Here is a 26,099-nt window from a genome sequence, read left to right as displayed (position 1 = left end):
TATTATCAAATTGCCAGTTAAAACTAAATAAAATTTTTAAAAGCCTATTTTAGAAAATTTTTATTTTGATTATCTCTTATGAGCTTTATAAATTTTATTCAATGGATTTTAAGTAATTTGTTGTTAAAATCACGACTTTATCATAAAATTTAATAAAAGGAAAAAGTTATGAAAAGGACTTATCAGCCTCATAAAACGCCTAAAAAACGCACTCATGGTTTTCGCCAAAGAATGAAAACAAAGAATGGACGTAAGATTATAAACGCAAGACGTGCAAAAGGTAGAAGAATATTGGCGGCTTAAGTAAATTTGGTTCCATAAGCGAATCAAAGGAATTTTTGACGGTTTATAAAGAGGCGAACAAGTGGTATTGCGATTGTTGCACTATTTTTTATAAACCTTCAAACGAGCCCAAACTAGCTATAGTGGCTAGCAAAAAAGTTGGTAAAGCTGTGGTTCGTAATCGTTGTAAAAGGCTATTGCGAGCAGTTTTTAATCAAATTCATAATGAGCTCGAAGACGGTGTTTATGTGGTTATTGTTAAGGCGGGACTTGAGCAAATCCCTTATTTAAAGATTCAGAAAAATATATCTTGGGCTTTAAAAAAGCTTGGATGCTTAAAGCAATAAAAATAACGATGAGAGAGGCAATGATATCTTTAATCAAATTTTATCAGCGTTATATTTCTAAATTTACCCCAAAGTCATGTCGATACTATCCCACATGCTCCGAATATGCCATCTGGCAGTTTCAAAACAATAAATTTTTTTTAGCTTTTTTAGCTACTATTATTAGAATTCTTCGTTGCAATCAGCTATTTAAAGGTGGTATAGATTACCCTGTTATTTATAAAAAATTTAGCTCTTTTTTAATTTTTTACCAAAACGTTAGACCTAATATAAATTTTTGGTTTATCCCATATAAAGAGAATAAATTTTATGTTATAAAAGTCTTAGATTCGTTAAAGGAAAAATAGTGTTAGATAAACTATCTGTTCAAAAGAGAGTTATTTTGGCTACGGTCATCTCTTTTATTTTTTTTATAGTATATGATTATTTTTTTATCCCTAAAAATTTGCCAATAGATCAAAATAGAACAGTGAGTGTTCAAGAAACACAAGCCAAACAAGCACCTGCTACAACTTCAAATTCTACTGCTTCTGTGCCTGATATTAGCGAAAGTCAAACCAAAACAATAGCCACTATCAAAGGCGCTTATTTTGAAGCACAAATTGATAATTTAGGCAGAATTTCAAAATTTTATTTAAATGAAGATAAATATAAAAATGAAGATGGAAGCAGGATAGAGCTAACTTCTAAAACCCTTCTTCCGCTTGAAATTAGATTTAGCGATACAAATTTAAATGAGCAGGCGTTTAAAACAGACTATGTAAGCAATCTTAGTCAGATAGACGTTACGAACTCAAAGCAAACTTTGGTTTTAACTCAAAATTTAAATGGATCCAAAGTAGTTAAGAACATTACTTTCTATCCTAGCGGTAACTATGATTTGGAGGTTTTGGTTAGCAACGGAGAATACTTTATAACTCCTGGATTTAGACCAAGTGTGGTTGTGGATAATTATACTGTTCATGGAGCACTTATACGTCATGCGGATGAGAAGTTAACTATACTAGAAGATGGTGACTTGGATGGTACTGAAAAATTTGATGATGTGAATATAGCGGCCGATAGCGATAGATACTATACTACTTTATTTTATTCTTTCGATAAGCCTTTAAATGTAGTGATGTCTAAAGATACCGCCGATAATGCTATAGTTTTTATTAAAAATACAGGAGATTTTAAGACTAGTGGATATATAGGTGCTAAAGATCATAAGACATTGGAGTCTATAGACGCCAGATTAACAGATGTCATAGAGTATGGATGGTTTACATTTATAGCTAAGCCTATGTTTGGGTTTTTAAATTTACTTTATGGATATATAGGCAACTGGGGTTGGGCTATAGTAGTGCTTACATTGATTATAAGACTTGTGCTATTCCCTCTTACATACAAGGGAATGCTATCTATGAATAAGCTTAAAGAGCTTTCTCCAAAAATTAAGGAGCTTCAGACTAAGTATAAAGGAGATCCGCAAAAGCTAAACGCTCATATGATGGAGCTTTATAAAAAACACGGTGCGAATCCTATGGGAGGTTGCTTGCCTATAATTATGCAGATTCCGATATTTTTCGCAATTTATAGGGTTTTATTAAACGCTATAGAGCTAAAAGCTGCTCCATGGATACTTTGGATACAAGATTTAGCTGTTATGGATCCATATTTTGTTCTACCTATACTTATGGGTCTTACGATGTTTTTACAGCAAAAGCTTACGCCTACGACATTTACAGATCCTATGCAAGAGAAGATTATGAAATTCCTGCCTTTGATTTTTACATTCTTCTTTGTGACATTCCCTGCGGGACTTACTCTTTATTGGTTCGTAAATAACGTTTGTTCGGTTATTCAACAAATTTTTGTAAACAAGCTCTTTGAAAAACACAAAAAAGTGGAGGTAAAGGCATAATGCGTATAGAGGCTAATAATCTACAAGAGGCCTTTCAGAAGGCTGCCACCGAGCTTAATTGCTCTGTTACTGAGCTTGATATTAAGATTATTCAAAATCCAAGCTCTGGATTTTTGGGTTTTTTCAAAAAAACGGCAATAATAGAGGCTTATAGAGAAAATAAAGAGAAAAAAGATAAAGAGGGTTCAAAAAACAGCTCCAAATTTGGAAAAAAGCATAAAAAAGATAGAGTCGAGAATAAAGAACATAGCTCTGAAAATTGCAGTGAGCATGTTGAAAATAAAAAAGATAGTAAAAATTCTCAAAAATCAGAAAGATCAAACGATAAAAAACGCAATAGAAACAAAAAAAGAAATTATGAAAACAGGGATGAAAAACAGGACTTAAACGGAAATTCTGCAAAGTCGGAGAGAAAAGACGAGCTTTCAAAAACTACATCGGCCAATATCTCCGACAATGCCTTTAAATTTGATGAAGCTGAACAAGCTCATTTATATATAGAGCCTAGTCAAGAAGTCGAGCAAAAGCCAAAAGCAAATAAGGAGAGTTGCAAAAATATTCTTGATAATTCGATCATTGATACCTTTAATAAAAGCGACTTTGATGATAAATTTGATGATAAAGAGGATAAAACTAGCGAAAATAAAGCAAAAGAGCAAAAGCCAAAAGCCGATATAGAGAAAGTTTTGCCTGAGATAAGAGAGAATTTGACAAATCTTTTAAACGCTAGCTGCTTTAAAATAGATAGGATAGAGGTTAGTAAATTTAATGACGAGACTATATTAATAGAGCTTGACGGTGAGGATGCAGCGCTTCTTATAGGTAAAGAAGGATACAGATATAAGGCGATTTCATACCTTATATACAATTGGATAGGTTCTAAGTATAATATTTCGGTTCGTCTTGAAATAGCTGAGTTTTTAAAAAATCAAGAGGCGGCTATGGATGAATATTTAAAAGGCATAATAGAGAGAGTTAACTCATCTAAAAAAGCCAAAACTAAGCCACTTGATGGAATTTTAGTCAAAATCGCACTAGAAAAACTACGCGAGCAATTTCCAGATAAATATGTAGGCATAAAAAGCGATGGAGATAAGCAATTCGTAGTAGTTAATGATTTTGTAAAAAAGCATGAATGATACAATCGCAGCCATCGCCACAGCTCACGGCGTTGGCTCTATATGCATAGTTAGGCTAAGCGGCGAAAATGCCCTTAGTCTAGCCCTTAAACTTACCAAACTTCAAACCTTAAAACCAAGATTTGCAACTCTAGCTAAAATTTACTCAGACGATGAATTTATAGACGAAGGCATAGTTTTATATTTTAAAGCGCCTGCCAGTTTTACCGGCGAGGATGTGGTTGAGTTTCAAACTCACGGTGGATTTATGGTGGCAAATTTGATCCTCTCTAAGCTCATAAATTTAGGAGCTAGACTTGCCGAGCCGGGTGAATTTAGCAAGCGTGCGTTTTTAAACGGCAAGATGGACTTAAGTAAAGCCGAAAGCATACAAAATTTAATCAACGCAAGAAGCGAAAGTGCCGCTAAAATCATAGCTAGAGCTATGAAAGGTGATCTTGGTAAATTTGTAGATGAGATTAGAAGCGAGCTTGTTAAGACGCTTGCTTTTGTTGAGACTAGCATTGATTATGCAGATGATGATCTGCCTGAAAATTTGATGAGCGATATCAAAAGCATGCTTATGCTAAATCATCAAAAGCTTGATAAAATCGTATCTATAAGCAAAAGTCGCAAAGGGCTTATCGAAGGCTTTAAAGTAGCGATAGTTGGCAAACCAAATGTCGGCAAAAGCTCGATTTTAAACTCTCTTTTAAACTACGAGCGAGCGATCATAAGTGATGAGGCCGGCACTACTCGTGACCGCATAGAAGAAAGCCTAAGCATAGGCACTCACTTGGTTCGCATTATAGACACTGCAGGCATTAGAAAAAATGCAGGCAAGATCGAGCAGATCGGTATAACGCACTCTTTAAAGGCTATTGAAGAAGCTGATATAGTTTTAGCTGTGTTTGATGCATCAAATGAAGCCGATGAGCAGGATTTTGAGATACTAAATTTGCTTAGAGAGTCTCAAAAAAAGATATTTTACATACTTAATAAATGTGATTTAGAGCTTAAATTCCAAACTTCAAAGCTAAGTGATCCTCTTAAAATTTCGGCAAAAAATAGCGCAGAAGAGATAGTTAAAAGGCTTGAAATTTATCTTGACAGCCAAGACGTAAATGAAATTTTGCTTAATTCAAAGCGTCAAATTCAGTGCTGCGAAAGCGCAAGTGAGGCGATCAAAAGAGCTTTAAATTTGCTCAGTGAAAGCGAGCTTGAGCTGTTTGCTTATGAGATAAATTCGGCGATAGCGTCTATCTCGTCCATCACAAAGCCGTTTGAGAGAGCCGAGATACTTGATGAGATGTTTAGCAATTTTTGTCTTGGGAAATAAATTTAAAAAATCTTGCAACAAGACTAGAGCAAAAACTGCTTTTTGAGTTATATTTATGAAGTGATTCAAGATAAATTTATGAAGAACGCGCGAATTTTGAAACCTGATATAAGATACAATAAGGCTCTATTTTTTCTTTTCTGCTTCGCTTATTATTCCTTGGATGTTTTTCTTTGGTGCGGCTTACTTAAACAGGTTGCCTGAGGCTTTAAATTTTACTTTTTTACAAGGCATTTTAAGTATCGTAGGGCTGATAGCTCCTTGTTTTATTGCTTTTTATCTATTTGCTCGCGAGGGGGTCAAATTTAAAGATATAAAGCATAGATTTAGCCTTAAAAACGTAAACAAATTTTATCTATTTTTAGCCCTGTTTCTTACTTTTATAGCGCTTGTGATGGCGCAATTTATATCGCTTATCTTTGGGCATGGTTTGGAGCAGTTTTATATCTCAGGTAAAACTAGCTTTGAGTCTGCCTTGTTTAACTCGTGGTTTATACTGATTTTTGCTGCAATTGTAGAAGAGCTTGCCTGGCACACTTACGGCACAGACGCATTAAGGGCGAAATTTAGCCTTTTTACTTCATCTATGATATTTGCTTTTTACTGGGCGCTTTAGCACTTGCCCCTATCTTTTATCAAGGGCTATTATCATAGCGAAGTAGCTCTTAGCGGGCTTTTGTATAGCTTAAATTTTATCGTTAGCCTGTTTGTTTTTGTGATCTTGATGAACTGGCTTTATTTTAAAACGAACAGAAATATAACCATAGCCATCCTCTTTCATCTTTTTGCAAATTTGACTAATGAAATTTTTGCAACTCATCCTGACAGCAAGGTGATACAAACGGCTATACTTTTGCTTATAGCCATAGCTGTCGTGGCAAAAAACAAAGAGCTATTTTTCAGCTCAAATTTTAAATTTGACGATGTGTAAATTTTAGGCTTGACATCCTTTCTAAGCCTCTTGGTTTATGAAGTTTTTATGCTTGTTTCAGTAAAATAATTAAAATTTTTTCTGAAGGGATAAAATGGATAAAGCTACGATAAAAGCGCATAAAATTAGCGACGGCGAGTATGAAAATATACTAAAAATTTTAGGACGCGAGCCAAATTTGCTTGAGCTTGGGATATTTTCTGCGATGTGGAGCGAACACTGCAGCTATAAATCAAGTAAAAAATACCTAAGCGGCTTTCCGACCAAGGCTCCTTGGGTCATACAAGGACCGGGCGAAAACGCAGGCGTTATCGATGTTGGCGAAGGAGTTGCGGCTGTGTTTAAGATGGAGAGCCACAACCATCCAAGCTTTATCGAACCCTATCAGGGTGCAGCCACTGGCGTGGGCGGAATTTTGCGCGATGTATTTACTATGGGCGCAAGAGTCGTGGCGAACATGAACTCGCTTAGATTCGGACAAATTAGCGGTAGCTCAAGCGTAGCGCGCCACCAAAGATATCTTGTAAAGGGCGTAGTGGCCGGAATTTCTCACTACGGCAACTGCATGGGTATCCCGACTGTAGGCGGTGAAGTGAGTTTTGATGAGAGCTTTAACGGAAACATCCTAGTAAATGCCTTTGCACTTGGACTTTGTAAAAGCGATGAAATTTTCTACGGCAAGGCTGAAGGCATAGGAAATCCCGTCATATACGTAGGAAGTAAGACCGGTCGTGACGGGCTTGGTGGAGCCGTTATGGCAAGCGATAGCTTTAACGATGAGAATAAATCCTTGCGTCCAACCGTCCAAGTGGGTGATCCGTTTGCAGAAAAACTGCTTCTTGAGGCGTGCTTGGAGCTCTTTAAGAAAGATTACATCATAGGTATCCAAGATATGGGCGCAGCGGGTCTTACCTCAAGCAGCTTTGAGATGGCGGGGCGCAGCGGAAGCGGTATGAAGATGTATCTTGACCGTGTTCCGATGAGAGAAAGCGGCATGACGCCTTACGAGCTTATGCTAAGCGAAAGTCAAGAAAGAATGCTAATATGCGCTAAAAAAGGCTATGAGCAAAAAGTTATAGAGATATTTAAGAAGTGGGACTTAGATGCTGAGATCATCGGAGAGGTGACTGATACGGGCAAGATGCAGCTTTATTGGCACGGCGAGCTTGCGGGCGAAATTCCGATAGATCCTGTTGCGCAGGCTGCTCCGGTACTAGATCGTTCTACGAAAAAGCCTGCTTATCTTGATGAGATAAAGGGCGTAACTCTTGATAAATTTAAAAAAGTTGATAACAAAACCGCATTTAATAAGCTTTTGCGCGATCCGCATATCTTAAATAAGTCTTTGATCTACGATCAATACGATGCAAATATCCAAACAAACACAATCAAGCAGCCCGGAAATTTAGGCGCTAGCGTTATCCGCGTGAGAGAGAGCGGCAGAGCCATAGCTATGGGTATGGAGTGTAGCCCTCGCCACAACTATGTAAATCCAAAAATAGGCGCTGCCATGGCGGTTGCGCTAAGCGGCAGAAAAGTAGCTATGAGCGGTGCTATGCCGCTTGCGATAACTGACTGCTTAAACTACGGAAACCCTGAAAATCCTGAAGTTATGTGGCAGTTTGCGCAAGGTTGCGAGGGTATCAAAGAGGCGTGCCGTGAGCTAACTACTCCTGTTGTAAGCGGAAACGTAAGCCTTTATAACGACACGGACGGCGTAAGCGTCTATCCGACACCTGCTATAGTAAGCGTTGGCGTAAACGAGTGCGCGCATAAAAATTTGCCAAGCGTTTTTGCCAAAGAGGGCACGCCGATATATCTTGTAGGCGATACTAGCGGCGAATTTGCAGCGAGCCTTTATATGAAAAATTTATATAACTGCGTTGGCGGCGAACTAAAAGAGATCGACTATAAAAAAGAAAGAGCGCTTTGGGAGCTTGTGATAGAGGCAAACAAGGCGGGAATTTTAGAATTTGCAAACTCAGTCGGCACGGGCGGAGTAGCTATGACGCTTGCTAAAATGGCTTGCATGAGCGGCGTAGGTGCAAAATGCGAGTGCAAATTTAGCGATAGTAGATGGATATTTGACGAGAGCTTTTCTCGCTCGGTTGTGGGTGTAAAAGACGAAGCTAAATTTAGCGAACTAGCAGGCAAATTCGGACTTAAGATAAGTAAGATAGGCGTAACGGGCGGAAGCAAATTTGAAATAGATGGCGTGAGCGAAAATTTAAAAGAGATGAGCGAGGTTTACTTTAATGAGTTTGCTAGGGTTATTAAACAAGAAGACTGAGGAAAAAGATCAGGAAAGAGAGCAGAAAATGGGTCAGCGAAATGTGGCTAAGCCTCCGATTTTATTTAACGAAACACAGCAACTCATAAAAGCGATAGAGGCGAAGCTTGGCGGTTCGCTGATAACCTACTACAACTCAAATGCGGGCAGTGTGTGCGGTAACGACGCAAGTGCGATGTATGAAATTTTAAAGGGCAAAAAGATACAAAACGCCTTTTTGTTTATTAAAAGTGACGGCGGTAGCGGTATCGCCTCGCTTCGTATCATCAGCACGCTTAGAAACTACTGCAAAAACATAACCGCCCTTGTGCCGGCAAACTGTGCTTCGGCTGCTACTATGATGGCGCTTGGTGCAAACGAGATCGTCATGGGTCCGCTTGCGTATCTAACTCCCGTTGATACTTCGCTTAAGCATGAGCTAAGTCCGACAAATAAAAACAACGAGCTTGTAAGCGTGTCGATGGACGAGCTAAGCCGCGTGATAAGGCTATGGAAAACAAACGAAAAAGATAAGGATGAAAACCCGTATAAATCGCTATACGAGTACATTCATCCGCTTGTGTTTGGTGCGGTTGATCGCGCTAGCTCGCTTTCACTTAAAATTTGTCGTGAAATTTTGAGGTATCACATCGACGATGAAGAGAAAATTCAAAAAATTTCAGAGCGGCTAAACAGCGACTATCCTGCGCATGAGTATCCGATACTCTTTCGCGAGGCCGAAGAGATCGGGCTTCATGTAAAAAAGATGGATGATGAGCTAAACGAAATGCTTCAGGAGCTTACTTTACTCTACTCGGAGATGGGGCAAAGAGCGTTTACCGACTTTGATGAAAACAGCTATCACGATAACAACATCGCAAATATCATCGAATCAAACGGCAAGCAGATATATTTCCAGATAGATAAAGACTGGTTTTATCGCCCTGATGAGCGCCGCTGGAACGTGATGAACGACGAGAGCTCATGGCGTAAAAATGAGCTAGTTAACGGCAAACTAAAAAATACTATCTATCACCTTTGGTAAAATAGGCGCAATAGTGGGTAATTTTTTTATTATTATACTTATTGTTCTTGCCATATATCTGCTTGCCTTTGATTTTGGTAAGAATCCTCAAAATATGAGGCAAAACGTTAAAAACTCAAGAAAAAAAATCCTATTTGAGGAGGCTAAATATATAGTAACCTTGCTTGCAAAAGTTGCTAAAAGCGATGGAAGGGTAAGTGAGCTGGAAGCTCAGCTAGTAAGCGAGATACTTGACGATATAACCTCTATGTTAGGTGGTGATACAAGAAAAAGAGATGAATTAAAGCAAATTTATAACACTCAAAAAGAGGATTTAAATAATGTTTATGACGTTGCTAGAGAGTATTATGAAAAATTTAAGCTAAGTAAAAATGACGCTATTGCTAAGGTTTCGTTTCTTATAAATTTAGCTTATATAGACGGCAGAATTTTAAATGCGGAAAGAATTGTAATTTCTCAAATAGCCGATGCCTTTAATATATCGGATAGGGTATTGGAAGAGATATTTGATAAATTTGATAGATTTTATGATCAAAAAAGATATGAGCAAAGAAAAGATGACTCATATCATAAAAAGAGTCCGTATAGAGTGCTAGGGCTTCGTGAAAACGCGCCGTTTAGCGAGGTTAAAAAGCGCTACCGCGAGCTTGTAAAAAAATATCATCCCGATATCTTAATGGGAAGAGGTGAGAGCGAAGAGATTATCGAGCGCTCAACCAGAAAACTTCAAGAGATCAACGAAGCTTATGAGGAGATAAAGGGGCGCAGTGCAAATAACTAAAGGCTATATAAGCGGCTGCGTGGGCGATATCATCTCGCTTAATGCAAGATATTACGCAAAGAGATTTGATCTCGGCAAGGCTTTTGAAATAAAAATAGCTAAAGATATAGCTGAATTTGTAGCAAGTCTAGGAAGCGAAAAACGAGAGCTTTTTACTTGCATAAAAGATAGCGTTTTGGTTGGATGTATCGCTGTTGATGAGGTTTATGAAGCGGGACTGCTTAGATGGTTTGTAGTTGATGAGAGATTTCAAAACAAAGGCATCGGAAACGAGCTTTTAAAAGAGGCGATTAAATTTTGCGATGAAAATTTTAATCAAACCTATCTTTATACAAATAAAGAGCTTGAAATAGCTATCAAAGTGTATGAGAAATTTGGCTTTGAGCGCGACGAGAGTTTTGCGCCAAGGCGATATGAAGAGCTAAACGAACTTGAAATTTTAAGATATATCAGAAAGAGGAGTAAAAATGAGAGCGTTAATCAGTGTAAGCGATAAAGAAGGAGTTGTGGAGTTTGCTAAGGGGCTTGCTTCGCTTGGATTTGAGATACTTTCGACAGGCGGGACGCATAAGCTGCTCGTGCAAAGCGGCATAAATTCGCTTGAAGTGAGTGAATACACAAAGAGTCCAGAGATGTTTGAGGGTAGGGTAAAGACACTTCATCCTAAAATTCACGGCGGAATTTTGCATAAAAGAGATGACAAAAACCATGTAGCGCAAGCCGAGCAAAACGGTATCGGCAGGATCGATCTGGTTTGTGTAAATTTGTATCCTTTTAAAGAGACTACCATTAGAACCGATGACTTTGAAGAGATAATCGAAAATATCGATATCGGTGGACCTGCGATGGTGCGAAGTGCGGCTAAAAATTTTAAAGATGTCTATATCGTAACTAGCCCGCTTGACTATGAGGCTGTGCTTGAAAATTTAAGAAACGGAGAAAATGCGCTCGAATTTAGACGCTCGCTAATGATAAAAGCCTATGAGCACACCGCAGCTTACGACTCGATGATAGCAAATTATATGAACGAGCGATTTAACGGCGGTTTTGGCGATATGAAATTTATCACTGCTAGCAAGGTGTTTGACACCAGATACGGTGAAAATCCGCACCAAAAGGGCGCTTTGTATGAGTTTGACTACTTCTTTAGCAACAACTTTAAAGCCCTTAAAGGCGAAGCAAGCTTTAACAATATGACCGATATAAACGCAGCTTTGATGCTTGCAAGTAGCTTTGATGAAGCGCCGGCTGTGGCTATCGTAAAGCACGCTAACGCTTGTGGCTTTGCGGTGAAATCAAGCCTGCTTGAAAGCTATACAGAGGCGCTAAAATGCGATCCTATCTCGGCTTATGGCGGAGTTGTAGCGATAAACGGCACGCTTGATAAGGTTTTGGCTGAAAAGATAAATGAAATTTTTGTCGAGGTGATAATCGCTGCAAACGTCGATGAAGAAACGCTTGGAGTGTTTGAGTCAAAAAAACGTATCAAAATTTTCTCTCAAGGTAATAAATTTCTAACAAGAGCAAACGACAAATATGACTTTAAGCACGTTGACGGCGGATTTGTCTTTCAAGAAAGCGACGAGGTTAAGCCTAGCGAGCTAGAAAATATGAAGTTACAAACCACGCGAGAGGCAAGCAAAGAGGAGCTAAAAGACCTTGAGATAGCTTGGAAAGTGGCTGCGCTTACTAAGAGCAACTGCGTGGTTTATGTGAAAAATTCAGCCATGGTTGCTATCGGTATGGGTATGACAAGCCGCGTGGATGCTGCTAGGGCTGCGGTAAACAAGGCTCGCGATCTAGGAATTGATCTAAACGGATGCGCGCTTGCCAGCGAGGCGTTTTTCCCATTTAGAGATAGCATCGATATCGCCTCTGAAGTGGGCGTAAAAGCCATCATAGAGCCGGGCGGTAGCATACGCGATGATGAGGTTGTGCAGGCTGCAAATGAGCACGGCATGGCGCTATACTTTACCGGAGTTAGACACTTCTTGCATTAAGAATTAAACAAATTAGCAAATTTAAGCTGCTTTGACAAAGAAATTTGGCTTAAATTTGCTCTATGAAATTTAATATCTGCTTTTAAAAATTAAACACATCTTGAACCAAATCAAGAATTTCACACCAAAATTCAGAGTATAATTATCCTAAATCTTAAACAAGGATAAAAAATGAATGAATTTTTCAAAAACGCTACGCAGATCAATGTAGAGGGCGCGACATTGCCTTTTTATAAATTTAGCGAAGACGGAGTCGAGTATATCGGGTTTGACTCGCGCAAATGCGTGCCGCCTGAGCCAATGGTAAATGCTCTTGTGGCGCTAAATTTGATAGCTGACAGCAAAAGCAAAGTAATGATGATAAATCACCACTATCCGGTCGCTCTCATCCCAAAGATCGAGCAAAACTACGATATCACCCACGAAAAGCTTGAAGGCGAAGAGGTAAAGGTGATAATCAGCCTAAAAGAGGGCGCGAGCGCGCAGACACTAGATACAAACGTAAAATGCGGTGGCTAAATGCTGCTAAACACATTTGCTCCGCCGTTTGGTCTGGTCGGCGGATATTTTATCGTTGGGATTTTGTTCTTGCTTGCAAGCGTGTTTGTCTTTTTCGGAGTTGATTTAAGCTCGCTTACAAGCCTAAAAACCGCTGGATTTTTCCACGTATACCTCGTGGGATTTGTCATGAGCATCATTATCGGAGCGCTATATCAGCTTACTTCCGTTATCCTTGAAAAGGCTTTTTCGACTATAAAATTTGCTTTTTTAAATTTGATTTTATATTCGGCCGGCGTTTTGGTGCTAAGCCTTGGGATGTATCTTGAAAAGATGGCACTTATCCATGCGGGAGGCGGGATTTTATTTATCACGCTACTATTTTTTGCCGTTACTTACGCGCTTAGCTTTTTAGGCGCCAAAAAAGGCGGTTTGGCTGTGGTTGCGCTGCTTATTTCGGCTCTATTTTTGCTTGTGGGAGTCGTGCTTGGCTTTATGCTTATCTTGATACTGTCCGGTAAATTTGCGCTTGATTTTGAGCTGGTTTTGCATTATCACATCTACTTTGTACTCGGCTTTGTATTTTTGATCATAGTTGGCGTTGCAAGCGTGCTTTTGCCTATGTTTGCTCTTGTGCATGATCTTAAATTTTATCTTAGCAAGCTATCTATCGCGCTATTTTTAGTAGGCGGTGTGGCGCTTAAATTTAGCCTTGAATTCGCTCTTGTTTTGATAGCTTTGAGTGTGATTTGCTTTTTGCTTGAAGCGCTTTTGATACTTAAAAAAAGAGTTAGAAAGGCTTATGACTACTGGAATTTAAATGTCTTTTTCGCTCTTGTTTGGCTGTTTGTTTGCATAGTTTGTATAGCTCTTGATAAGATAGAATTTGCCGTATTTACGCTTACTTTTGGCTTTTTATACGCCTTTATCGTCGGACATCTTTATAAGATTATGCCGTTTTTAATCTGGTATCATTATGTGGCGAAATTTGTAGGCAAGGCTAAGGTGCCTTTGCTTGATGATATGATGATAAAATGGGTGGCGAATTTATCTTTGGTGTTTCAGACGGTTTCTGTTGCGGCTTATTTTGGCAACTTAAATTTGTTAAGCCAAATTTGCCTTGTTTTAAGCGTGGTGCTAGTTATGGTTAATGTAATAAACTTTTTTAAATACACTAAATTCGGAGTTAAAAATGAGGGATAAAATTTATAAAGCACTTTCAAATATAGTTGATCCTGAAGTGGGATTTGATATCGTATCTTTGGGGCTTATATATGATGTTGAGGCAAACGATGATAAGGCGGTTGTGACGATGACGCTTTCAACGCGCTCTTGCCCGCTTCACGAGCTTATCTTAAGCTGGGTTAAAGAGGCGACTTTAAGCGTTGAAGGCGTAAATGAATGTGATATAAATTTGGTCTGGGAGCCGGCTTGGAATATCTCGATGGCAAGTGATGAGGTAAAAGCAACTCTTGGGGCTTGAAATTTGCTCAAATAAATTTGGGTTTAAAATTTAAATATAAAATAAGCTAGATCCGCAGAGTGGCTTGTGCGGATCTAAAATTTGAGGATTTATTAGTCCATTTGGTGTCTGATGTATGTAGGCAGTTCAAGTATGGCTTGAGCCTCTTCGCTATCATACCCGCCGCTTACTTTAAGTTTATGTAGTCTTTGATTTAAAAACGGATTACCTGAGAAGGCTTGGCTATTTTGCTCAGGAGTGGTTTTTATCTCATCTTTACTCCTAAAACCTGTTGCAACTATCGTAACTTGAACTTTGTTATTTTCTATATTATCATCTGATGTTGTACCAAAAATTATATCAGCATCCTCGTGGGCTGCCTCGTTTATAATAGTCATAGCCTCATCTATATCAGACATCGGACATTCTGGGTGAATTCTAAAGTGAACTAACACTCCCATAGCGCCATTTATAGAAACATCATCAAGAAGAGGTGACTGGATAGCATTTTTGATAGCTTCTTGAGCGGACTCTTCACCTTCAGCCTCCCCAACTCCCATTAGAGCCATTCCTCTATGCTCCATTACTTTTTTAACGTCTGCAAAGTCAAGGTTAATATCGCTTTTTCCTGATCCAAGCACTATTGTGCTCATACCGCTTACGGCGCGCGCTAATACGTCATCTACTATTTTAAAGCTATCTTTGATGCCTGCTTTTTTGTCTATAAGGGTCAGTAGTTTTTCGTTTGGAATAACTACTATAGAGTCACTCTCTTTTCTAAGCTCTTCAAGACCTATATCTGCTAATTTTTTACGTTTCTTACCTTCAAAAGGAAAAGGAGTTGTTACGACAGCTATGGTTAGTGCGCCTACCTCTTTAGCAACTTGAGCTATCACAGGAGCCGCTCCAGTGCCTGTGCCGCCGCCAAGACCTGAAGCTATAAATACAATGTCTGAATATTCGAGTGTGCTTTTGATCTCTTCGTAGCTCTCTTGTGCAGCCTCTCGTCCCACTTCAGGCATCATTCCGGCACCAAGACCTTTGGTTTTTCGCTCTCCTAATTGAAGCTTGGTATACGCCAAAGAGTTATCAAGAGCTTTTACATCGGTATTGGCTACAATTAGATCAATGTCTATATTTCCACCGCTCTCTCTTATCATATGATTTATCATATTTCCGCCGCCGCCACCAACACCTACGACTTTTATCTTAGCGCCGTAAGTATTTTTCTTCTCCTCTACAGTAAAGCCACTCATGCATCATCTCCTAGTTAAAATAGTTGTGTCATTTTTTGCCAAATTCGCGAAAACCAACTATCTTTTTTCTCTTTGTTAATATTCGCAATGTCAGCTAATTCGTGTTTATCTTCGATTTTTAAGTCTTCTATATCAAACTCATCATCCAAAACACTTCCTTGAAACATTTTATTACTGGCCTCATTTTGTGTGTTTGTAGTTTGATTCTTTGAATCTTGGACTATATTTTTCAAATTTTTATTTTTTATAATAGACTCATCCTTGTATCTCATCTTTTTTTCAGAATCTATCTCATAAGGCGTAAAATACCCTGCACCATACATGCAAAGACCTATAGCGCAAGAGTTAGCAGGATCTCTCATGATCTCGTAAAGCCCCTCTGTTTCTCTTGGTTTTGCTATTCGAATAGGCATGTTATCAAAGATGGCAGACGCCAGATCTCTTATGCCTTCAAGCTTTGTCATACCACCTGTCAGAACGACTCCTGCTGCAATAGAGTTTTTATAACCGCTATCTTCTAACATTTTTGCAAGTATCATAAGAGTCTCTTCGGCTCTTGCATAAATAACGTTTGATATGACATCAAGCGATACTTCTTGAACTTTTCCGTCATCGTTTATAGGAGGAATTTCAACTAGCTCGTTGGCTCTATTGATAAGCGAGCCGTAGTTTATCTTTATCTCTTCGGCTTTTAAAAGCGGAGTGTGAAGCGCTGCTGAAAGATCGTTTGTGATATTTGCAGAGCCTACGCCTAAAAATTCGTTATATCTTATAGAATTTCCGGAGTGGACTATCATATCGCAAGTAGCACCTCCCATATCTATAAGAGCTACTCCTAGATCTTTTTCGTCTTGATTTAAGGTAGCTATAGCCGAAGCATAACTTGAAAGAACTATATTGTCAGGCTCGACTCCGGCTAAATTTAAAGCTTTTCTTAGATTGCTAAGTGAAGATTTTTGTGCCGTTATTATATGGGTTTGAACCTCAAGTCTGCTTCCGTTCATTCCCAAAGGATCTTCTATATGCTCTTGATCATCTACTTTAAAGTTGTATGGAAGTATATGAAGTTTTTCGTAATCATTATGAATCAGGGCTCTTCTGTCTGATTCAAACATTGAGCGATTTATCTCTTTGATTCCTATTTCGTGATTTGGTATATTTACAACTCCGTTACTGTCTACACTCTTTGTGTATGCGCCAGATATTGATACTACAACCTTTTCGTAATAAGTTCCAGCTATTCTTTGGGCATCCACTAAAGCGTTTTTTATAGATTTGGAGGCTAACTCGATATTTGTTATGATGCCTTTTTTTATACCTTGTGTTTTTGCTGTTCCGATGCCGATTATTTTGAGTCCATTTTCGTCATGCTGAGCTATTACGGCACATACTTGAATAGAACCGACATCGATGCCTAGAATTTTAGTGCTCAAGATCACTACCTTTTGTAATAATATTCTACTTGATAACGTTTTTGTAACGCACTTGTTAGATCTTTAATGAGTTCGCTATTTTTAAGATAACTAACATTTTGTGTTACTATATCTTTATACTCATTTTCTTTTTTGTTATCAAGCAACTGCTGTTCCAAAATTTCGTATACAACGGCTTTATTGTCTAATAAAATATATCCTTTTTTGTTATTGCTATCAAACAAGTTACTAACAAAAGCATTAAATTCTGTACTGCTTAGATCTTCTATGTTTAAATCAGAATCTCTGCTTATAAAGCCTATGTCCTTACCTTTAAAGTCCTCTTTTAGTAGGTTTTTAGCCTTTTGTTCTATTAGCTCTTTCCCTTTGATCTCTTTATAGATCACTAATACTTGTTCTTTTGCCTGCTCATAGCTCATAACCTCAGGTTTTTTAACTTCTATAACCTTGGCTATCATATATCCATCTTGATTCTCTTTAGAAAATTCAAAAGGCTTTATTATATCACCGGCTTTTAAGTTTTTTAGTTCGTCTATTATAGGAAAGCTAAAGTCATCTTCTAATACCGTTTGTTTATCGCTAAGTTTTTTCTCGCCTTTTTTGACTAAAAGATACTCTTCTAGTGCTGTTTTTTTTGTACTTTTGAAGTTATAATCTTTTAAAACATCTTTTTTAACCGTCTCAAATTCTTGGATTTTATCTTCGCTATCTTTATATGAATTTTTATTTTCGTTGTAAAATTCTTTTAATTCTGTTGCGTTCACATCGGCACTGATAGCAGGTATAAAACTTGTTTCTAGATTATATTCTGTTTTAGTTTTGTAGTTTGTCTTGCTTTCTTCCCATAGTTTTTTTACTCCGTCTTCATCTATGAGTATCTCATTTTCTGCCGCTTTTATGACTTGTAAAGAAACTCTATCTTGCATCAAGAAACTAGATGTCATCATATCTATATCGTTTTTGTTTGTAGGTAAATTGATCGCATGTCTTAATTTGTCAAGCAATACTACTCTTTTTAGATTTTTTTCATAATCCGCAGGATTTATTCTAGCTCTTTTTAAAACGTCATTGTAAAGATCTTTACTAAATTTGCCGTCAATCTGAAAATTTTGATCGGCAACTATGTATTTAACTATGTCGTCATCGTTTACGCCAAGCCCTAAATCGTCAGCAAAATTTAATAACAAATTTTCTTGCACCAAGGATTCTATGGCTAAATTTTCAATCCCCATCTCTTTGGCTTTTTCTTCTGTTAGTTTTCCATCAAGCAGTTGGTTGTAATAAGAGTATAATTCGCCATATTTATTTTGAAATTCCTGGACGCTTATCGCTCTATGTCCGACTTTGGCTACCGAAGTAGATTTTTCGGTGTTCATGCTATAAGCTCCCCATCCGACAAAGCCTGCTCCGACGAACGCTATAGTGCTTATCCAAATAGTGACCACTAAGTATTTTTTATGCTTTTGCATCCAAGTTATCATTAAGTTCCCTTTAAACTAACAATTAAAATTTTAGATTTTATTTTACCGAATTTATGTGAATGTAACCTTAAATTCGCACTTTATAATATGTAAAATTTATAAATTTACTAACATTTTAACACTGTTAGTTATCTATATTTCGTATGAATGTGCTATATGAAGTAATTTGCACGTATTTTCAAGGATTGCAACATCTTTTGCGAGCTGGTATGCTGTTCTGTTATAAACATAGACTCCATACCCTTTTATAATCATAATATTTGTCTTGTTTTCTTTCAAATAGCGATAAATTTCAGTATCTGCTCTTTCATACCAGTCATCAAACTGCTTAGGATCATATATTGGAATTTCGTGGTGCTTCATATATCCAAAATAATCTTTTGGTTTTATAAAAGTGTGATTTAGGGTATATGCGGTTAAATAAGGTGGCATTGCATAACAGACATATTTGGCCTCATTAATGTTTTTGTAAATATTTATGTGTATGTCAGCATCTAGGCTTGCATCATTCCATCTATAATCTTTTTTAGAATTTAAAAGGACTAAATCTTCCTCTTTAAGATTATCAAAAATAGCATTTTTTTTGTTTATCAAAAACTGCTCAAACTCTATTCTGGCAGATATTGAGCCATGAAAAATACCTAAAAAATTCTTCCTAAACATAGAGAGTGAAATTTTACTTATCTGTTCGGCTGAATATTTTAAATCCATGACTTAACCTTTGATGAATTTGTTTTTTGTTATTATACATAAAAAATATATTTTACAAGGATAACTTTGGAATCGCCACATATTCCCGTTTTGCTAGAGGAAGTTTTGTCTACTTTTGATGATATTAAATGCGGAAGTATAGTGGATTGCACTCTTGGTTACGCGGGTCATTCTAGTGCTATTTTGACTCATAATAAAAATGTAAATTTAATAGCCTGCGATAGAGACGATGAAGCTATTAAATTTTCCTCTTGCAGACTTAAAGAATTTGCCGGTAGAGTTAAAATTTACAAGAGTAGATTTTCTGAAATTTTAAATAAAATCGACACAAAAGAGGTTCGCGGAATTTTAGCAGATATTGGAGTCTCATCTCTTCAACTTGACAAAGACGATCGAGGTTTTGGTCTAAAAAGTGAAAATTTGGATATGAGAATGGATAAAGATTCTCAAATTTCAGCCTTTGATGTTGTAAATTTTTATGACGAGGATAGATTGGCTCAAATTTTTAGAGATTACGGTGAGCTTGCAAACGCAAAACAGATTGCCTCAAAGATAGTTTTGGCAAGAAAAAATAGTCAGATAAACAGTGCTAGCGAACTTGCAAATATAATAGGAACTAAATTTTTAAAAAATAGAAGCATAAGTCCTGCTACCTTAGCTTTTCAGGCGATTAGAATAGAAGTAAATAACGAATTAGAAGAGCTTGAGACTCTGCTTGACGCTATAGAAAATTCAGATATTGATGACTGTGTGGTGGCTATAATAAGCTTTCACTCACTAGAAGATAGGATAGTAAAAACAAGATTTAAAAAGTGGGCTAAAAGTTGTATCTGTGACAATGTCGCAATGCGTTGTACATGCGGAAATAATCACTCAAAAGGCGAAATAATAACAAAAAAAGCTATAATGGCATCCTCTAAAGAGATAAAAGCAAACCCAAGAAGTAGCTGTGCAAAAATGAGGGTGTTTAAAATTTTAAGAGGCAATAATGCAAGATAAAGAGGATTTGCTAGCTCTTCATGAAGAGAGCCAAAAAGTAGAGCAAAATTTAGATTTCAACACTCTTTTAATAGTCTATATAATTATGTTAATAGCTTTTACTATATTTTTACCTAAAATTTATATAACAAATCAAATTTACTATACAAGCCGTGAGATAGCTGATTTAAGTGGTAAGCGAGATGTGCTTTTAGAGGAAAATAAAGATCTTAGGCTAAGAGTTGAACAGATCAAATATAAGCACCAGATCTCTGATCAGTTAAATTTGAAATAAGTTATTTTATCCCTGTCTCAGACTGCGCTACCAATCTTTCCAATACATATTTTTCTAAATCTTTTCTCGGAATCTCGTTTTTTGTAGCTTCGTTATATATCATTTCAACTCTAGTGGAGTATTTTTCATAAGGAAAATATGGAAAATGTATAGCCCAAGCCTTTTTTATAAGTTCTTTACTGATGGCCTTTCTTGCCCAAATTTTAAACATGTCAAATCCAATAAATACAAGAGCTGTGGATATAATAGAGCTTATTATAGATAGGTGAAAATCAAGTCTTGTGAATAGATTGTGAGTCAATGTCAAAAGTGTCCCTACTATCAAAATACATATTATTCCATAGACAAGATATGTTTTAAAATATCTAAATTTGAAATTTAACTTAGCCGGGTCAATAAGCATTCCCTCGTTAAAAAGGCAGTTTGCCTCAAGCAGATCACGAAATAATACAGGCTTCTTTGACACTACAAAAATATTTTCTAAAATTATTTTTTTAAGCTCGCTATCTCTCATTTTCTCATACTTTTTCGTAAATTTCCTTTTAATTATATCAAAAAAAATTTTAATAAGCGACTTAAGGCTTGACAAATTTATATTTATGGGCTTTTTTATGATCTCTAAGTTAAAATTATACAATTTTAATCAAAGGATATGTGATGAACGGAATTGTATATATAAATGGAGAATTTGTAAAAGCCGATGAGGCTAAAGTAAGTGCTTTTGACAGAGGATTTATATTTGGAGACGGAATATACGAGGTTGTGCCGGTTCTTAATGGAAAGCTTGTAGATAGAGAGGATTTTTGGCATAGATTTGATAATAGTTTAGCGGCCATTGAATTAAATTTGCCTTGCTCAAAGAGTGAATTTGAAGAGATATTAAAAGAGGTTATAAGCAAAAATAGCTTGCAAGAAGGCGGGGTATATATGCAGATAACCCGTGGAGTGGCAGAGAGAAATTTTAAGTTTCTAAAGGGACTTAAGCCTACTATTTTTGTATTTTGCTACGAACAAAAGATTATCGAAAATCCGGATTCAAAAACGGGCATAGAGATAGTAAGTGTTGAAGATATACGCTGGAAACGTCGAGATATCAAGTCCATCTCGCTTCTAGCTCAATGTTATGCTAAAGAGCAGGCGGTAAAAAGAGGCGCTTATGAGGGGTTTATGGTGGAGGATGGCTTTGTAACTGAGGCCACAAGCTCAAGTGCATTTATCATCAAAGATGGTGTTTTGATAACCAAGCCTCTTTCAAATGAAATTTTACCAGGAATTCGCCGAAAAAATATCTTGGAATTTGCCAGTAAAGCCGGTCTTAAAGTCGAGCAACGCGCATTTACGATGAACGATGTATATAGCGCTGATGAAGTTTTTATATCTGCTGCTACACTTTTGCTTCTGCCTGTCATTAAAGCCGATGGAAAGCTCATAAACGGAGGAAAAATAGGCAAATACGTACCTATTTTAAGGCAGATGTATGCAGATAAGGTAAAAAAAGAGGCGGGAATTTTATAGGATTACCACCTATATAAAAATTCGGGGCGGTATTCAAAATGCATCGTATCAAAGCTGATCCAGCGACCGCCCCATATAAATCCATGTTTTTCAAATATCCTAACTATTGATTCTGGAATTTGATTTTTATATACGCCATCCTTGCTCCACTGCCAATAATTGCTCTTATCGGTATTTATATCTATTGCGATGCCGTAAGCGTGCGCGCTTTTACGATTTGTTTTAGCAATCAATCGGTAGTTAAATGTGCCGGAAGGATTGTCTAAAAATTTAAGCATCTCAGGCTCTTTGCTAATAAGCTCATCAAGCTCTTTTGAAACTGCCTCAAGAGCCTTTGCCGCACCGTTTTTGGAGTTAAATTTAAACTTTTTATTTATATGATTTTTAAGCCATACTACATCTACTAAATTTGCCCTTATGCTTCTTTCATCGGCTCCGTAAATTTTATCTAAAAGTGCGTAGTTTCTATATCTGCCTGCATCGTTTGCGGGTAAGGTTAGCGGCTTAAATAATGGATATTCTTCTGCAAAAATATCTTCTATATCCGCACTATTTAGTAATTCTTCTTTGTTTTTTGATTTTTTGTCATCAAAAATTTCAGTAGTGCCGTCTCTAAAAATCACCGAATTTTCATTTATATTTACATCGTAGGCTTTGGCTATGATATCTTGAAGTGTCGGTTTTGGCACCAAGATATTCATAGAGTCTATCTTGGAAATTAACAAATTTTTACTGTCAATATCTTCTCTATCTCGCCCGATTTCAAGTGAGGTTATCGCTACTCCTCCTACTAAGGCTCTTCCGTCATTTTTAGTTCTTAGTCCCCACATGTCGTGAATTGCTATAGGAACACCATCTGTTATTCCGGCATAGAGCATTATGTGTCCTGGAAAGTGAAGCAAGGTTAGATAGGGCAAGGCTTCATCTTTTATTTTTTTTATTTTTTCCTCATTTGATAGATTTTCTAGTGAAATTTGTTTTCCTATTTTACTTTGGGCTAGTGAATTTCTAGGAAGCCATATTCCAAACTCTCCTAAAAAATCTTGCGTAAATAAAGAGCAGTCGCGGTTATCTCCAAACCCTCCCCAACCGTAAGGTTGCTCTAGCATACCAGAAGCTAGTTTTTTAATATTTTGATCGTTAAAAATAAGCGGATATGTGGCTGAAATTTGCTTTGAAATTTCATATTTTTTTATACCGCTTCTAGTATAAATTTCTCCATAAAATTTATATTCATCCTGCTTTGTAAATGGCAAAATTGCGCCGATTCGTCCAAAAAATAAGAAATTTCCATTTGCATCATAAACTGGAGATTTGTCTTTTGTTATAGTTATAAAATTTGAGTTTGTTAGCTCTTTTACCTCTTGATGGCTTAAAATTTGAATGTCGTGAGCCTTAATCCATGCCCAGGCGTTATCGCTTCCCACAAACGCCCAAGCCCTATCCAGCGAGTAGTGTGAGAGCAAAACCGGAGTTCCTATGGATATAGTTGAAAGCTGCAAATAATCAAATGGATAGCCTTCTCCTGCACGTGCCGGATTTATAAAGATAGGCTCATCTGTCGGCAGATTTCTAAGGCTCGTGTTAGCTGTCGTAATTGCCGGAAGAGAAAGTGTGCCAAAGGCTGGAATGTTTGTGTTAGTTTGAAGCTCATTAAACCACTCATCCTTAATAGGCTTGAAATTTAGTCCGTAATACTGTCTGTTTTTAGAGTTTTTGTATAAATTTATAGCCCAAAAAGCCTCTTTTTCACTAACAGGCGGCTTTTTTAGATAAAGTACCCCGAAGCGTTTTTTAAGTAGAGCCTCTCCGTCAAATTTAATGTTTTTTTGATTTTTAGGAAGTGAGGATTCGCTTTGATCTATATCTAAATTTAGATAAGAAATTCTGCCAAGACTCTCTTTGCTAAGTGATTTTTCAGCATCGTTTTTGGGTGTCAAAGCATTTTTTGAACATGAAGTAAAAAATATAGCTATAAAAATTAAAAAAGCTATCTGTTTCAAATTTATCTCCTTTGTTTTAGGCTATAATTTTACAAAAAAATAGGAAAATCATTGTTAAATCAGATTTTAAAGATTTTGGAGAGATCAAACTTATTCTTAACCGGTAGAGGCGGCGTAGGTAAGAGCTACATAACGACTTCTGTCATAAAACACTATAAAAATGAGCTTAAAAATGTAGTAGTATTGGGAAGTACTGGAATAAGTGCAGTTAGTGTAGGCGGGGTTAGTGTGCATAGTTTTTTTAAATTCGGAATTTGCTCGAATTTGGAGGAGTTAAGAGGACTTGATAAAAAACAAAAGTCGCAACTAAGCAAAGTAAAAGCGGTTCTTGATAGCTGTGATCTGCTTGTGATAGATGAGATATCTATGGTTAGCGCCGGGCTTATGGAGATGATTTACTATAGACTTATAAACTCTAAATTTGTAGGCAGAATAATGCTTGTCGGGGATTTTTATCAGCTTCCTCCGGTGCAGAAAAAAGAGACTAATCAAAATTCTTTATTTCAATTTGTTTATGCATTTAGCTCCTATGCGTGGAGTGAATTCGGTCTTAAAAACATAGAGTTAGTAAAATCAAAACGGACAAAAGATCTAGAGTTTTATGAAATTTTATCTAATTTAAGAGTGGGTAGATTAGATGAGAAAGTTATAAAATATATTGAAAATTTATGCGTAGATAAATTTGATATAGATGATAACACTAGTGTGCTTTTTGGTAGAAACTATGAGGCTGATAGACTAAATTCTGCAATGCTTGAAAAGCTTGACAGTAAACTTGAAATATCAAATGCCTTGGTTGAAATTCACGATGAAAAATTGCACGAAAAGAGTCTTGAAAACTGGATAAATAGTCTTAGCGTGCCTGAAATTTTGCACATCAAAGTTGGTGCCAGAGTAATTTTTATCACTAACAAATGGGGTGAATATTATAATGGTGAGCGCGGAGTTATAATGCAAATTTTAAAAGATGGCAATAATATAGAAAGCGTCATAGTGCAAAAGACAAATGGTGAGATAATCGAGGTGATGCCAAGTAGGTTTGAGCTTACAGAATTTGAGCTAGTTGATGATAATATAGAGCAAAGAGTCAGGGCTTCTTTTTTGCAGTTTCCGTTTAAACTAGCCTATGCTCTTACTATTCATAAATCGCAAGGAATGAGTATAGATAGCTTAGTTTGCGATCTAAATCATATTTTTGCAAACGGACAGCTTTATGTTGCACTATCTAGGGCTACAGATCCTAAAAAGCTAAAGCTGATATACCAAAGAGGGCAAAATTTTAGGGATTATTTAAGAAGTGTTGTTAAAATTGATGAAGAGGTTGATAAATTTTATAGGGAAAATATCTTTGAGAATATTAAGGAGGAGATATGAAAAAGCTCTTTTTATCACTATTTTTAATAGTTTTTGCATATTCGGATGTGCTTAATATAGAAAATTTTGAAGCCGATCTATACTCAAAGGATAGTCAAAATTCAATAAAAAAAATAACAGTTAGTCTTCGTGTTTCTGGTAGAGACATTAACGATAATGAGGCTTATGTGTTTGACGGGCTTAATGTGGTTATAGGAAGCTTTTATGTAGAAGATCTCCTTACTTCTATGGGTAAGGAAAAATTCAAAGAGACCTTTGCCAAATATACTGCCAAAAAACACTCTGTAGATATAGATGAAGTGCTGATAATCTCGCTTAAGATATTGCGAGAGCCAAAACTTGAAGAAATTTTACAGATCATAAGAGAGCAGGGAAATTATCTAACGAAAAATAAGGATAAAGGCAAAAATGATGAGGATGATATAATCATAAAAAAAGATGGCAAGATAGAATTAAAGCCTCTTGATCTAAATTCAATTAAAAATTTCGGCAAAGATTTTGGCGAATAGGTTTAGTGATTTATCACATCGTAGTGTGACGGAATAACCGGAGTTAAAAACTCATTAGTTATTTCGTAGTTTTTGACTACGTTTTGAAATATTATTTTTATCTTGTTTCCAAGTCTGTCTTCATAGTCAATTCTAGTTGGATAGATACCCTTCATAGTCAAAAAATATTCGGTATCGTCAAAATCGGCCTTGTATAGACCTTCTTTGATTTTCTTCGCCTCTTTTAAAATATCTCCCAAATTTGGCATATTTTTTACTCTTGAAATTATGGCTTGTTCCAAAGCTTCTTCTAAAACTACTACTTTTTTATTGTCAAAATATATTTTTTTTGCCGTAGGTCTAGTGTATATCCAAAGTGCGTTGTTGTCTTTTCTAAGATAAAATTTACCGCTATAGTCTATTGAGGTCTTATTGCTTGTAACTGTTTGTGTGAAATCACCTTGAATTGTATTGAAGTCAAGATTGGATGCAAAAGAGGCTATATAAATGGATAAAAATAGTATAAATTTTTTCATTAATTTTCCTTTTAAGTGCGAATTGTAGCTAAGTTTAATTAAATAAATGGT

28 protein-coding genes are annotated in these 26,099 nt (G+C 36.6%); 21 read left to right on the top strand and 7 right to left on the bottom strand.

Features of this window, described 5'->3' with window-relative positions; all coding sequences use genetic code 11:
• Window positions 1–168 precede the first annotated feature (168 nt).
• The 16 genes from rpmH (at window position 169) to CDOMF_RS06345 (ending at window position 13,999) form a co-directional block, all read left to right on the top strand.
• Window positions 169–303, top strand: coding sequence for a 50S ribosomal protein L34 (rpmH, locus tag CDOMF_RS06420; RefSeq protein WP_169973825.1), 135 nt, complete (start codon window positions 169–171; stop codon window positions 301–303).
• A 35-nt stretch (window positions 304–338) separates the two neighbouring features.
• A complete protein-coding gene (gene rnpA, locus CDOMF_RS06415) occupies window positions 339–629 on the top strand; it encodes a ribonuclease P protein component (protein WP_211436546.1) in 291 nt (96 codons plus the stop codon).
• An 8-nt stretch (window positions 630–637) separates the two neighbouring features.
• The gene (gene yidD / locus CDOMF_RS06410; RefSeq protein ID WP_170019170.1) at window positions 638–976 is read left to right on the top strand and encodes a membrane protein insertion efficiency factor YidD; all 339 of its coding nucleotides are present in this window, start codon (window positions 638–640) and stop codon (window positions 974–976) included.
• Window positions 976–2,535 carry a membrane protein insertase YidC gene (gene yidC / locus CDOMF_RS06405; RefSeq protein WP_260951217.1) on the top strand — a complete coding sequence of 520 codons (1,560 nt, stop codon included), beginning with the start codon at window positions 976–978 and terminating at the stop codon, window positions 2,533–2,535. The genes yidD and yidC overlap by 1 nt, the downstream gene beginning before the upstream one ends.
• A complete protein-coding gene (locus CDOMF_RS06400) occupies window positions 2,535–3,674 on the top strand; it encodes a Jag N-terminal domain-containing protein (protein WP_260951216.1) in 1,140 nt (379 codons plus the stop codon). Before yidC ends, CDOMF_RS06400 begins: the two co-directional genes overlap by 1 nt.
• Complete coding sequence (gene mnmE / locus CDOMF_RS06395; protein ID WP_260951215.1) at window positions 3,667–4,992, top strand: tRNA uridine-5-carboxymethylaminomethyl(34) synthesis GTPase MnmE; 1,326 nt, start codon at window positions 3,667–3,669, stop codon at window positions 4,990–4,992. The genes CDOMF_RS06400 and mnmE overlap by 8 nt, the downstream gene beginning before the upstream one ends.
• Before the next feature lie 163 nt (window positions 4,993–5,155).
• Window positions 5,156–5,608: a hypothetical protein gene (locus CDOMF_RS06390; protein WP_260951214.1), complete on the top strand. Its 453-nt coding sequence runs from the start codon at window positions 5,156–5,158 to the stop codon at window positions 5,606–5,608.
• Window positions 5,609–5,611: 3 nt separating this feature from the next.
• A complete protein-coding gene (locus CDOMF_RS06385; protein WP_260951213.1) occupies window positions 5,612–5,923 on the top strand; it encodes a hypothetical protein in 312 nt (103 codons plus the stop codon).
• A 94-nt stretch (window positions 5,924–6,017) separates the two neighbouring features.
• Entirely contained in the window at window positions 6,018–8,213 is a 2,196-nt protein-coding gene (gene purL, locus CDOMF_RS06380) for a phosphoribosylformylglycinamidine synthase subunit PurL (RefSeq protein WP_260951212.1), read from the top strand.
• A complete protein-coding gene (locus CDOMF_RS06375) occupies window positions 8,179–9,237 on the top strand; it encodes an SDH family Clp fold serine proteinase (RefSeq protein ID WP_260951211.1) in 1,059 nt (352 codons plus the stop codon). Before purL ends, CDOMF_RS06375 begins: the two co-directional genes overlap by 35 nt.
• Window positions 9,238–9,250: 13 nt before the next feature.
• Entirely contained in the window at window positions 9,251–10,018 is a 768-nt protein-coding gene (locus CDOMF_RS06370) for a TerB family tellurite resistance protein (protein ID WP_260951210.1), read from the top strand.
• Window positions 10,005–10,514, top strand: coding sequence for a GNAT family N-acetyltransferase (locus CDOMF_RS06365; RefSeq protein ID WP_260951209.1), 510 nt, complete (start codon window positions 10,005–10,007; stop codon window positions 10,512–10,514). Before CDOMF_RS06370 ends, CDOMF_RS06365 begins: the two co-directional genes overlap by 14 nt.
• Window positions 10,486–12,018 (top strand): bifunctional phosphoribosylaminoimidazolecarboxamide formyltransferase/IMP cyclohydrolase, encoded by a 1,533-nt coding sequence (gene purH / locus CDOMF_RS06360; RefSeq protein ID WP_260951208.1) that lies wholly within the window; start codon window positions 10,486–10,488, stop codon window positions 12,016–12,018. The genes CDOMF_RS06365 and purH overlap by 29 nt, the downstream gene beginning before the upstream one ends.
• 171 nt (window positions 12,019–12,189) lie before the next feature.
• Window positions 12,190–12,537, top strand: coding sequence for a hypothetical protein (locus tag CDOMF_RS06355; protein ID WP_260951207.1), 348 nt, complete (start codon window positions 12,190–12,192; stop codon window positions 12,535–12,537).
• On the top strand, window positions 12,538–13,719 hold the full coding sequence (locus tag CDOMF_RS06350; protein WP_260951206.1) for a peptidase M50: 1,182 nt from the start codon (window positions 12,538–12,540) through the stop codon (window positions 13,717–13,719).
• On the top strand, window positions 13,709–13,999 hold the full coding sequence (locus tag CDOMF_RS06345) for a metal-sulfur cluster assembly factor (RefSeq protein WP_260951205.1): 291 nt from the start codon (window positions 13,709–13,711) through the stop codon (window positions 13,997–13,999). The genes CDOMF_RS06350 and CDOMF_RS06345 overlap by 11 nt, the downstream gene beginning before the upstream one ends.
• 92 nt (window positions 14,000–14,091) lie before the next feature.
• On the opposite strand, the gene ftsZ is transcribed toward CDOMF_RS06345, so the two are convergent.
• The 4 genes from ftsZ to CDOMF_RS06325 form a co-directional block, all read right to left on the bottom strand.
• Window positions 14,092–15,234, bottom strand: coding sequence for a cell division protein FtsZ (ftsZ, locus tag CDOMF_RS06340; RefSeq protein ID WP_260951204.1), 1,143 nt, complete (start codon window positions 15,232–15,234; stop codon window positions 14,092–14,094).
• A 14-nt stretch (window positions 15,235–15,248) separates the two neighbouring features.
• A complete protein-coding gene (gene ftsA / locus CDOMF_RS06335) occupies window positions 15,249–16,667 on the bottom strand; it encodes a cell division protein FtsA (RefSeq protein WP_169973851.1) in 1,419 nt (472 codons plus the stop codon).
• 5 nt (window positions 16,668–16,672) lie between these two features.
• Window positions 16,673–18,148, bottom strand: a complete 1,476-nt coding sequence (locus CDOMF_RS06330; protein ID WP_260951203.1) for a peptidylprolyl isomerase — start codon at window positions 18,146–18,148, stop codon at window positions 16,673–16,675.
• 132 nt (window positions 18,149–18,280) lie between these two features.
• The gene (locus CDOMF_RS06325) at window positions 18,281–18,859 is read right to left on the bottom strand and encodes a class II aldolase and adducin N-terminal domain-containing protein (protein WP_170019036.1); all 579 of its coding nucleotides are present in this window, start codon (window positions 18,857–18,859) and stop codon (window positions 18,281–18,283) included.
• A gap of 66 nt (window positions 18,860–18,925) precedes the next feature.
• Between CDOMF_RS06325 and rsmH the strand changes: the two genes are divergently transcribed.
• A complete protein-coding gene (rsmH, locus tag CDOMF_RS06320) occupies window positions 18,926–19,858 on the top strand; it encodes a 16S rRNA (cytosine(1402)-N(4))-methyltransferase RsmH (RefSeq protein ID WP_260951202.1) in 933 nt (310 codons plus the stop codon).
• Window positions 19,848–20,132, top strand: a complete 285-nt coding sequence (locus CDOMF_RS06315; protein WP_260951201.1) for a hypothetical protein — start codon at window positions 19,848–19,850, stop codon at window positions 20,130–20,132. The genes rsmH and CDOMF_RS06315 overlap by 11 nt, the downstream gene beginning before the upstream one ends.
• Before the next feature lies 1 nt (window position 20,133).
• Here CDOMF_RS06315 and CDOMF_RS06310 read toward each other — a convergent pair whose 3' ends face one another.
• Window positions 20,134–20,646, bottom strand: a complete 513-nt coding sequence (locus tag CDOMF_RS06310) for a hypothetical protein (protein WP_169973861.1) — start codon at window positions 20,644–20,646, stop codon at window positions 20,134–20,136.
• A gap of 143 nt (window positions 20,647–20,789) precedes the next feature.
• Here CDOMF_RS06310 and CDOMF_RS06305 point away from each other — a divergent pair, with 143 nt between their 5' ends.
• The gene (locus CDOMF_RS06305; protein ID WP_260951200.1) at window positions 20,790–21,647 is read left to right on the top strand and encodes a D-amino-acid transaminase; all 858 of its coding nucleotides are present in this window, start codon (window positions 20,790–20,792) and stop codon (window positions 21,645–21,647) included.
• A gap of 2 nt (window positions 21,648–21,649) precedes the next feature.
• Here CDOMF_RS06305 and CDOMF_RS06300 read toward each other — a convergent pair whose 3' ends face one another.
• Entirely contained in the window at window positions 21,650–23,650 is a 2,001-nt protein-coding gene (locus tag CDOMF_RS06300) for a bifunctional C40 family peptidase/M15 family metallopeptidase (RefSeq protein ID WP_260951199.1), read from the bottom strand.
• Window positions 23,651–23,701: 51 nt separating this feature from the next.
• On the opposite strand from CDOMF_RS06300, the gene CDOMF_RS06295 reads away from it, so the two are divergent.
• Window positions 23,702–25,024 (top strand): ATP-dependent DNA helicase, encoded by a 1,323-nt coding sequence (locus tag CDOMF_RS06295; protein WP_260951198.1) that lies wholly within the window; start codon window positions 23,702–23,704, stop codon window positions 25,022–25,024.
• Window positions 25,021–25,533, top strand: a complete 513-nt coding sequence (locus CDOMF_RS06290; protein WP_172128107.1) for a hypothetical protein — start codon at window positions 25,021–25,023, stop codon at window positions 25,531–25,533. The genes CDOMF_RS06295 and CDOMF_RS06290 overlap by 4 nt, the downstream gene beginning before the upstream one ends.
• A gap of 2 nt (window positions 25,534–25,535) precedes the next feature.
• On the opposite strand, the gene lolA is transcribed toward CDOMF_RS06290, so the two are convergent.
• The gene (lolA, locus tag CDOMF_RS06285) at window positions 25,536–26,048 is read right to left on the bottom strand and encodes a LolA-like outer membrane lipoprotein chaperone (protein ID WP_260951197.1); all 513 of its coding nucleotides are present in this window, start codon (window positions 26,046–26,048) and stop codon (window positions 25,536–25,538) included.
• Window positions 26,049–26,099: the final 51 nt, after the last annotated feature.

It is taken from the genome of Campylobacter sp. RM16187 (assembly GCF_025319965.1).
GTDB lineage: Bacteria > Campylobacterota > Campylobacteria > Campylobacterales > Campylobacteraceae > Campylobacter_A.
The sequence above is the reverse complement of the archived record's forward strand: the minus strand, read 5'-3'. Positions and strand labels throughout refer to the sequence as shown.

Coding starts and splice junctions, on each gene's coding strand:
- rpmH (WP_169973825.1), top strand. CDS start 169: ATGAAAAGGACTTATCAGCCTCATAAAACGCCTAAAAAACGCACTCAT.
- yidD (WP_170019170.1), top strand. CDS start 638: ATGAGAGAGGCAATGATATCTTTAATCAAATTTTATCAGCGTTATATT.
- CDOMF_RS06400 (WP_260951216.1), top strand. CDS start 2,535: ATGCGTATAGAGGCTAATAATCTACAAGAGGCCTTTCAGAAGGCTGCC.
- mnmE (WP_260951215.1), top strand. CDS start 3,667: ATGAATGATACAATCGCAGCCATCGCCACAGCTCACGGCGTTGGCTCT.
- CDOMF_RS06390 (WP_260951214.1), top strand. CDS start 5,156: ATGTTTTTCTTTGGTGCGGCTTACTTAAACAGGTTGCCTGAGGCTTTA.
- purL (WP_260951212.1), top strand. CDS start 6,018: ATGGATAAAGCTACGATAAAAGCGCATAAAATTAGCGACGGCGAGTAT.
- CDOMF_RS06375 (WP_260951211.1), top strand. CDS start 8,179: ATGAGTTTGCTAGGGTTATTAAACAAGAAGACTGAGGAAAAAGATCAG.
- purH (WP_260951208.1), top strand. CDS start 10,486: ATGAGAGCGTTAATCAGTGTAAGCGATAAAGAAGGAGTTGTGGAGTTT.
- CDOMF_RS06355 (WP_260951207.1), top strand. CDS start 12,190: ATGAATGAATTTTTCAAAAACGCTACGCAGATCAATGTAGAGGGCGCG.
- CDOMF_RS06350 (WP_260951206.1), top strand. CDS start 12,538: ATGCTGCTAAACACATTTGCTCCGCCGTTTGGTCTGGTCGGCGGATAT.
- CDOMF_RS06345 (WP_260951205.1), top strand. CDS start 13,709: ATGAGGGATAAAATTTATAAAGCACTTTCAAATATAGTTGATCCTGAA.
- ftsZ (WP_260951204.1), bottom strand. CDS start 15,234: ATGAGTGGCTTTACTGTAGAGGAGAAGAAAAATACTTACGGCGCTAAG.
- CDOMF_RS06330 (WP_260951203.1), bottom strand. CDS start 18,148: ATGATAACTTGGATGCAAAAGCATAAAAAATACTTAGTGGTCACTATT.
- CDOMF_RS06325 (WP_170019036.1), bottom strand. CDS start 18,859: ATGGATTTAAAATATTCAGCCGAACAGATAAGTAAAATTTCACTCTCT.
- CDOMF_RS06315 (WP_260951201.1), top strand. CDS start 19,848: ATGCAAGATAAAGAGGATTTGCTAGCTCTTCATGAAGAGAGCCAAAAA.
- CDOMF_RS06310 (WP_169973861.1), bottom strand. CDS start 20,646: ATGAGAGATAGCGAGCTTAAAAAAATAATTTTAGAAAATATTTTTGTA.
- CDOMF_RS06305 (WP_260951200.1), top strand. CDS start 20,790: ATGAACGGAATTGTATATATAAATGGAGAATTTGTAAAAGCCGATGAG.
- CDOMF_RS06290 (WP_172128107.1), top strand. CDS start 25,021: ATGAAAAAGCTCTTTTTATCACTATTTTTAATAGTTTTTGCATATTCG.
- lolA (WP_260951197.1), bottom strand. CDS start 26,048: ATGAAAAAATTTATACTATTTTTATCCATTTATATAGCCTCTTTTGCA.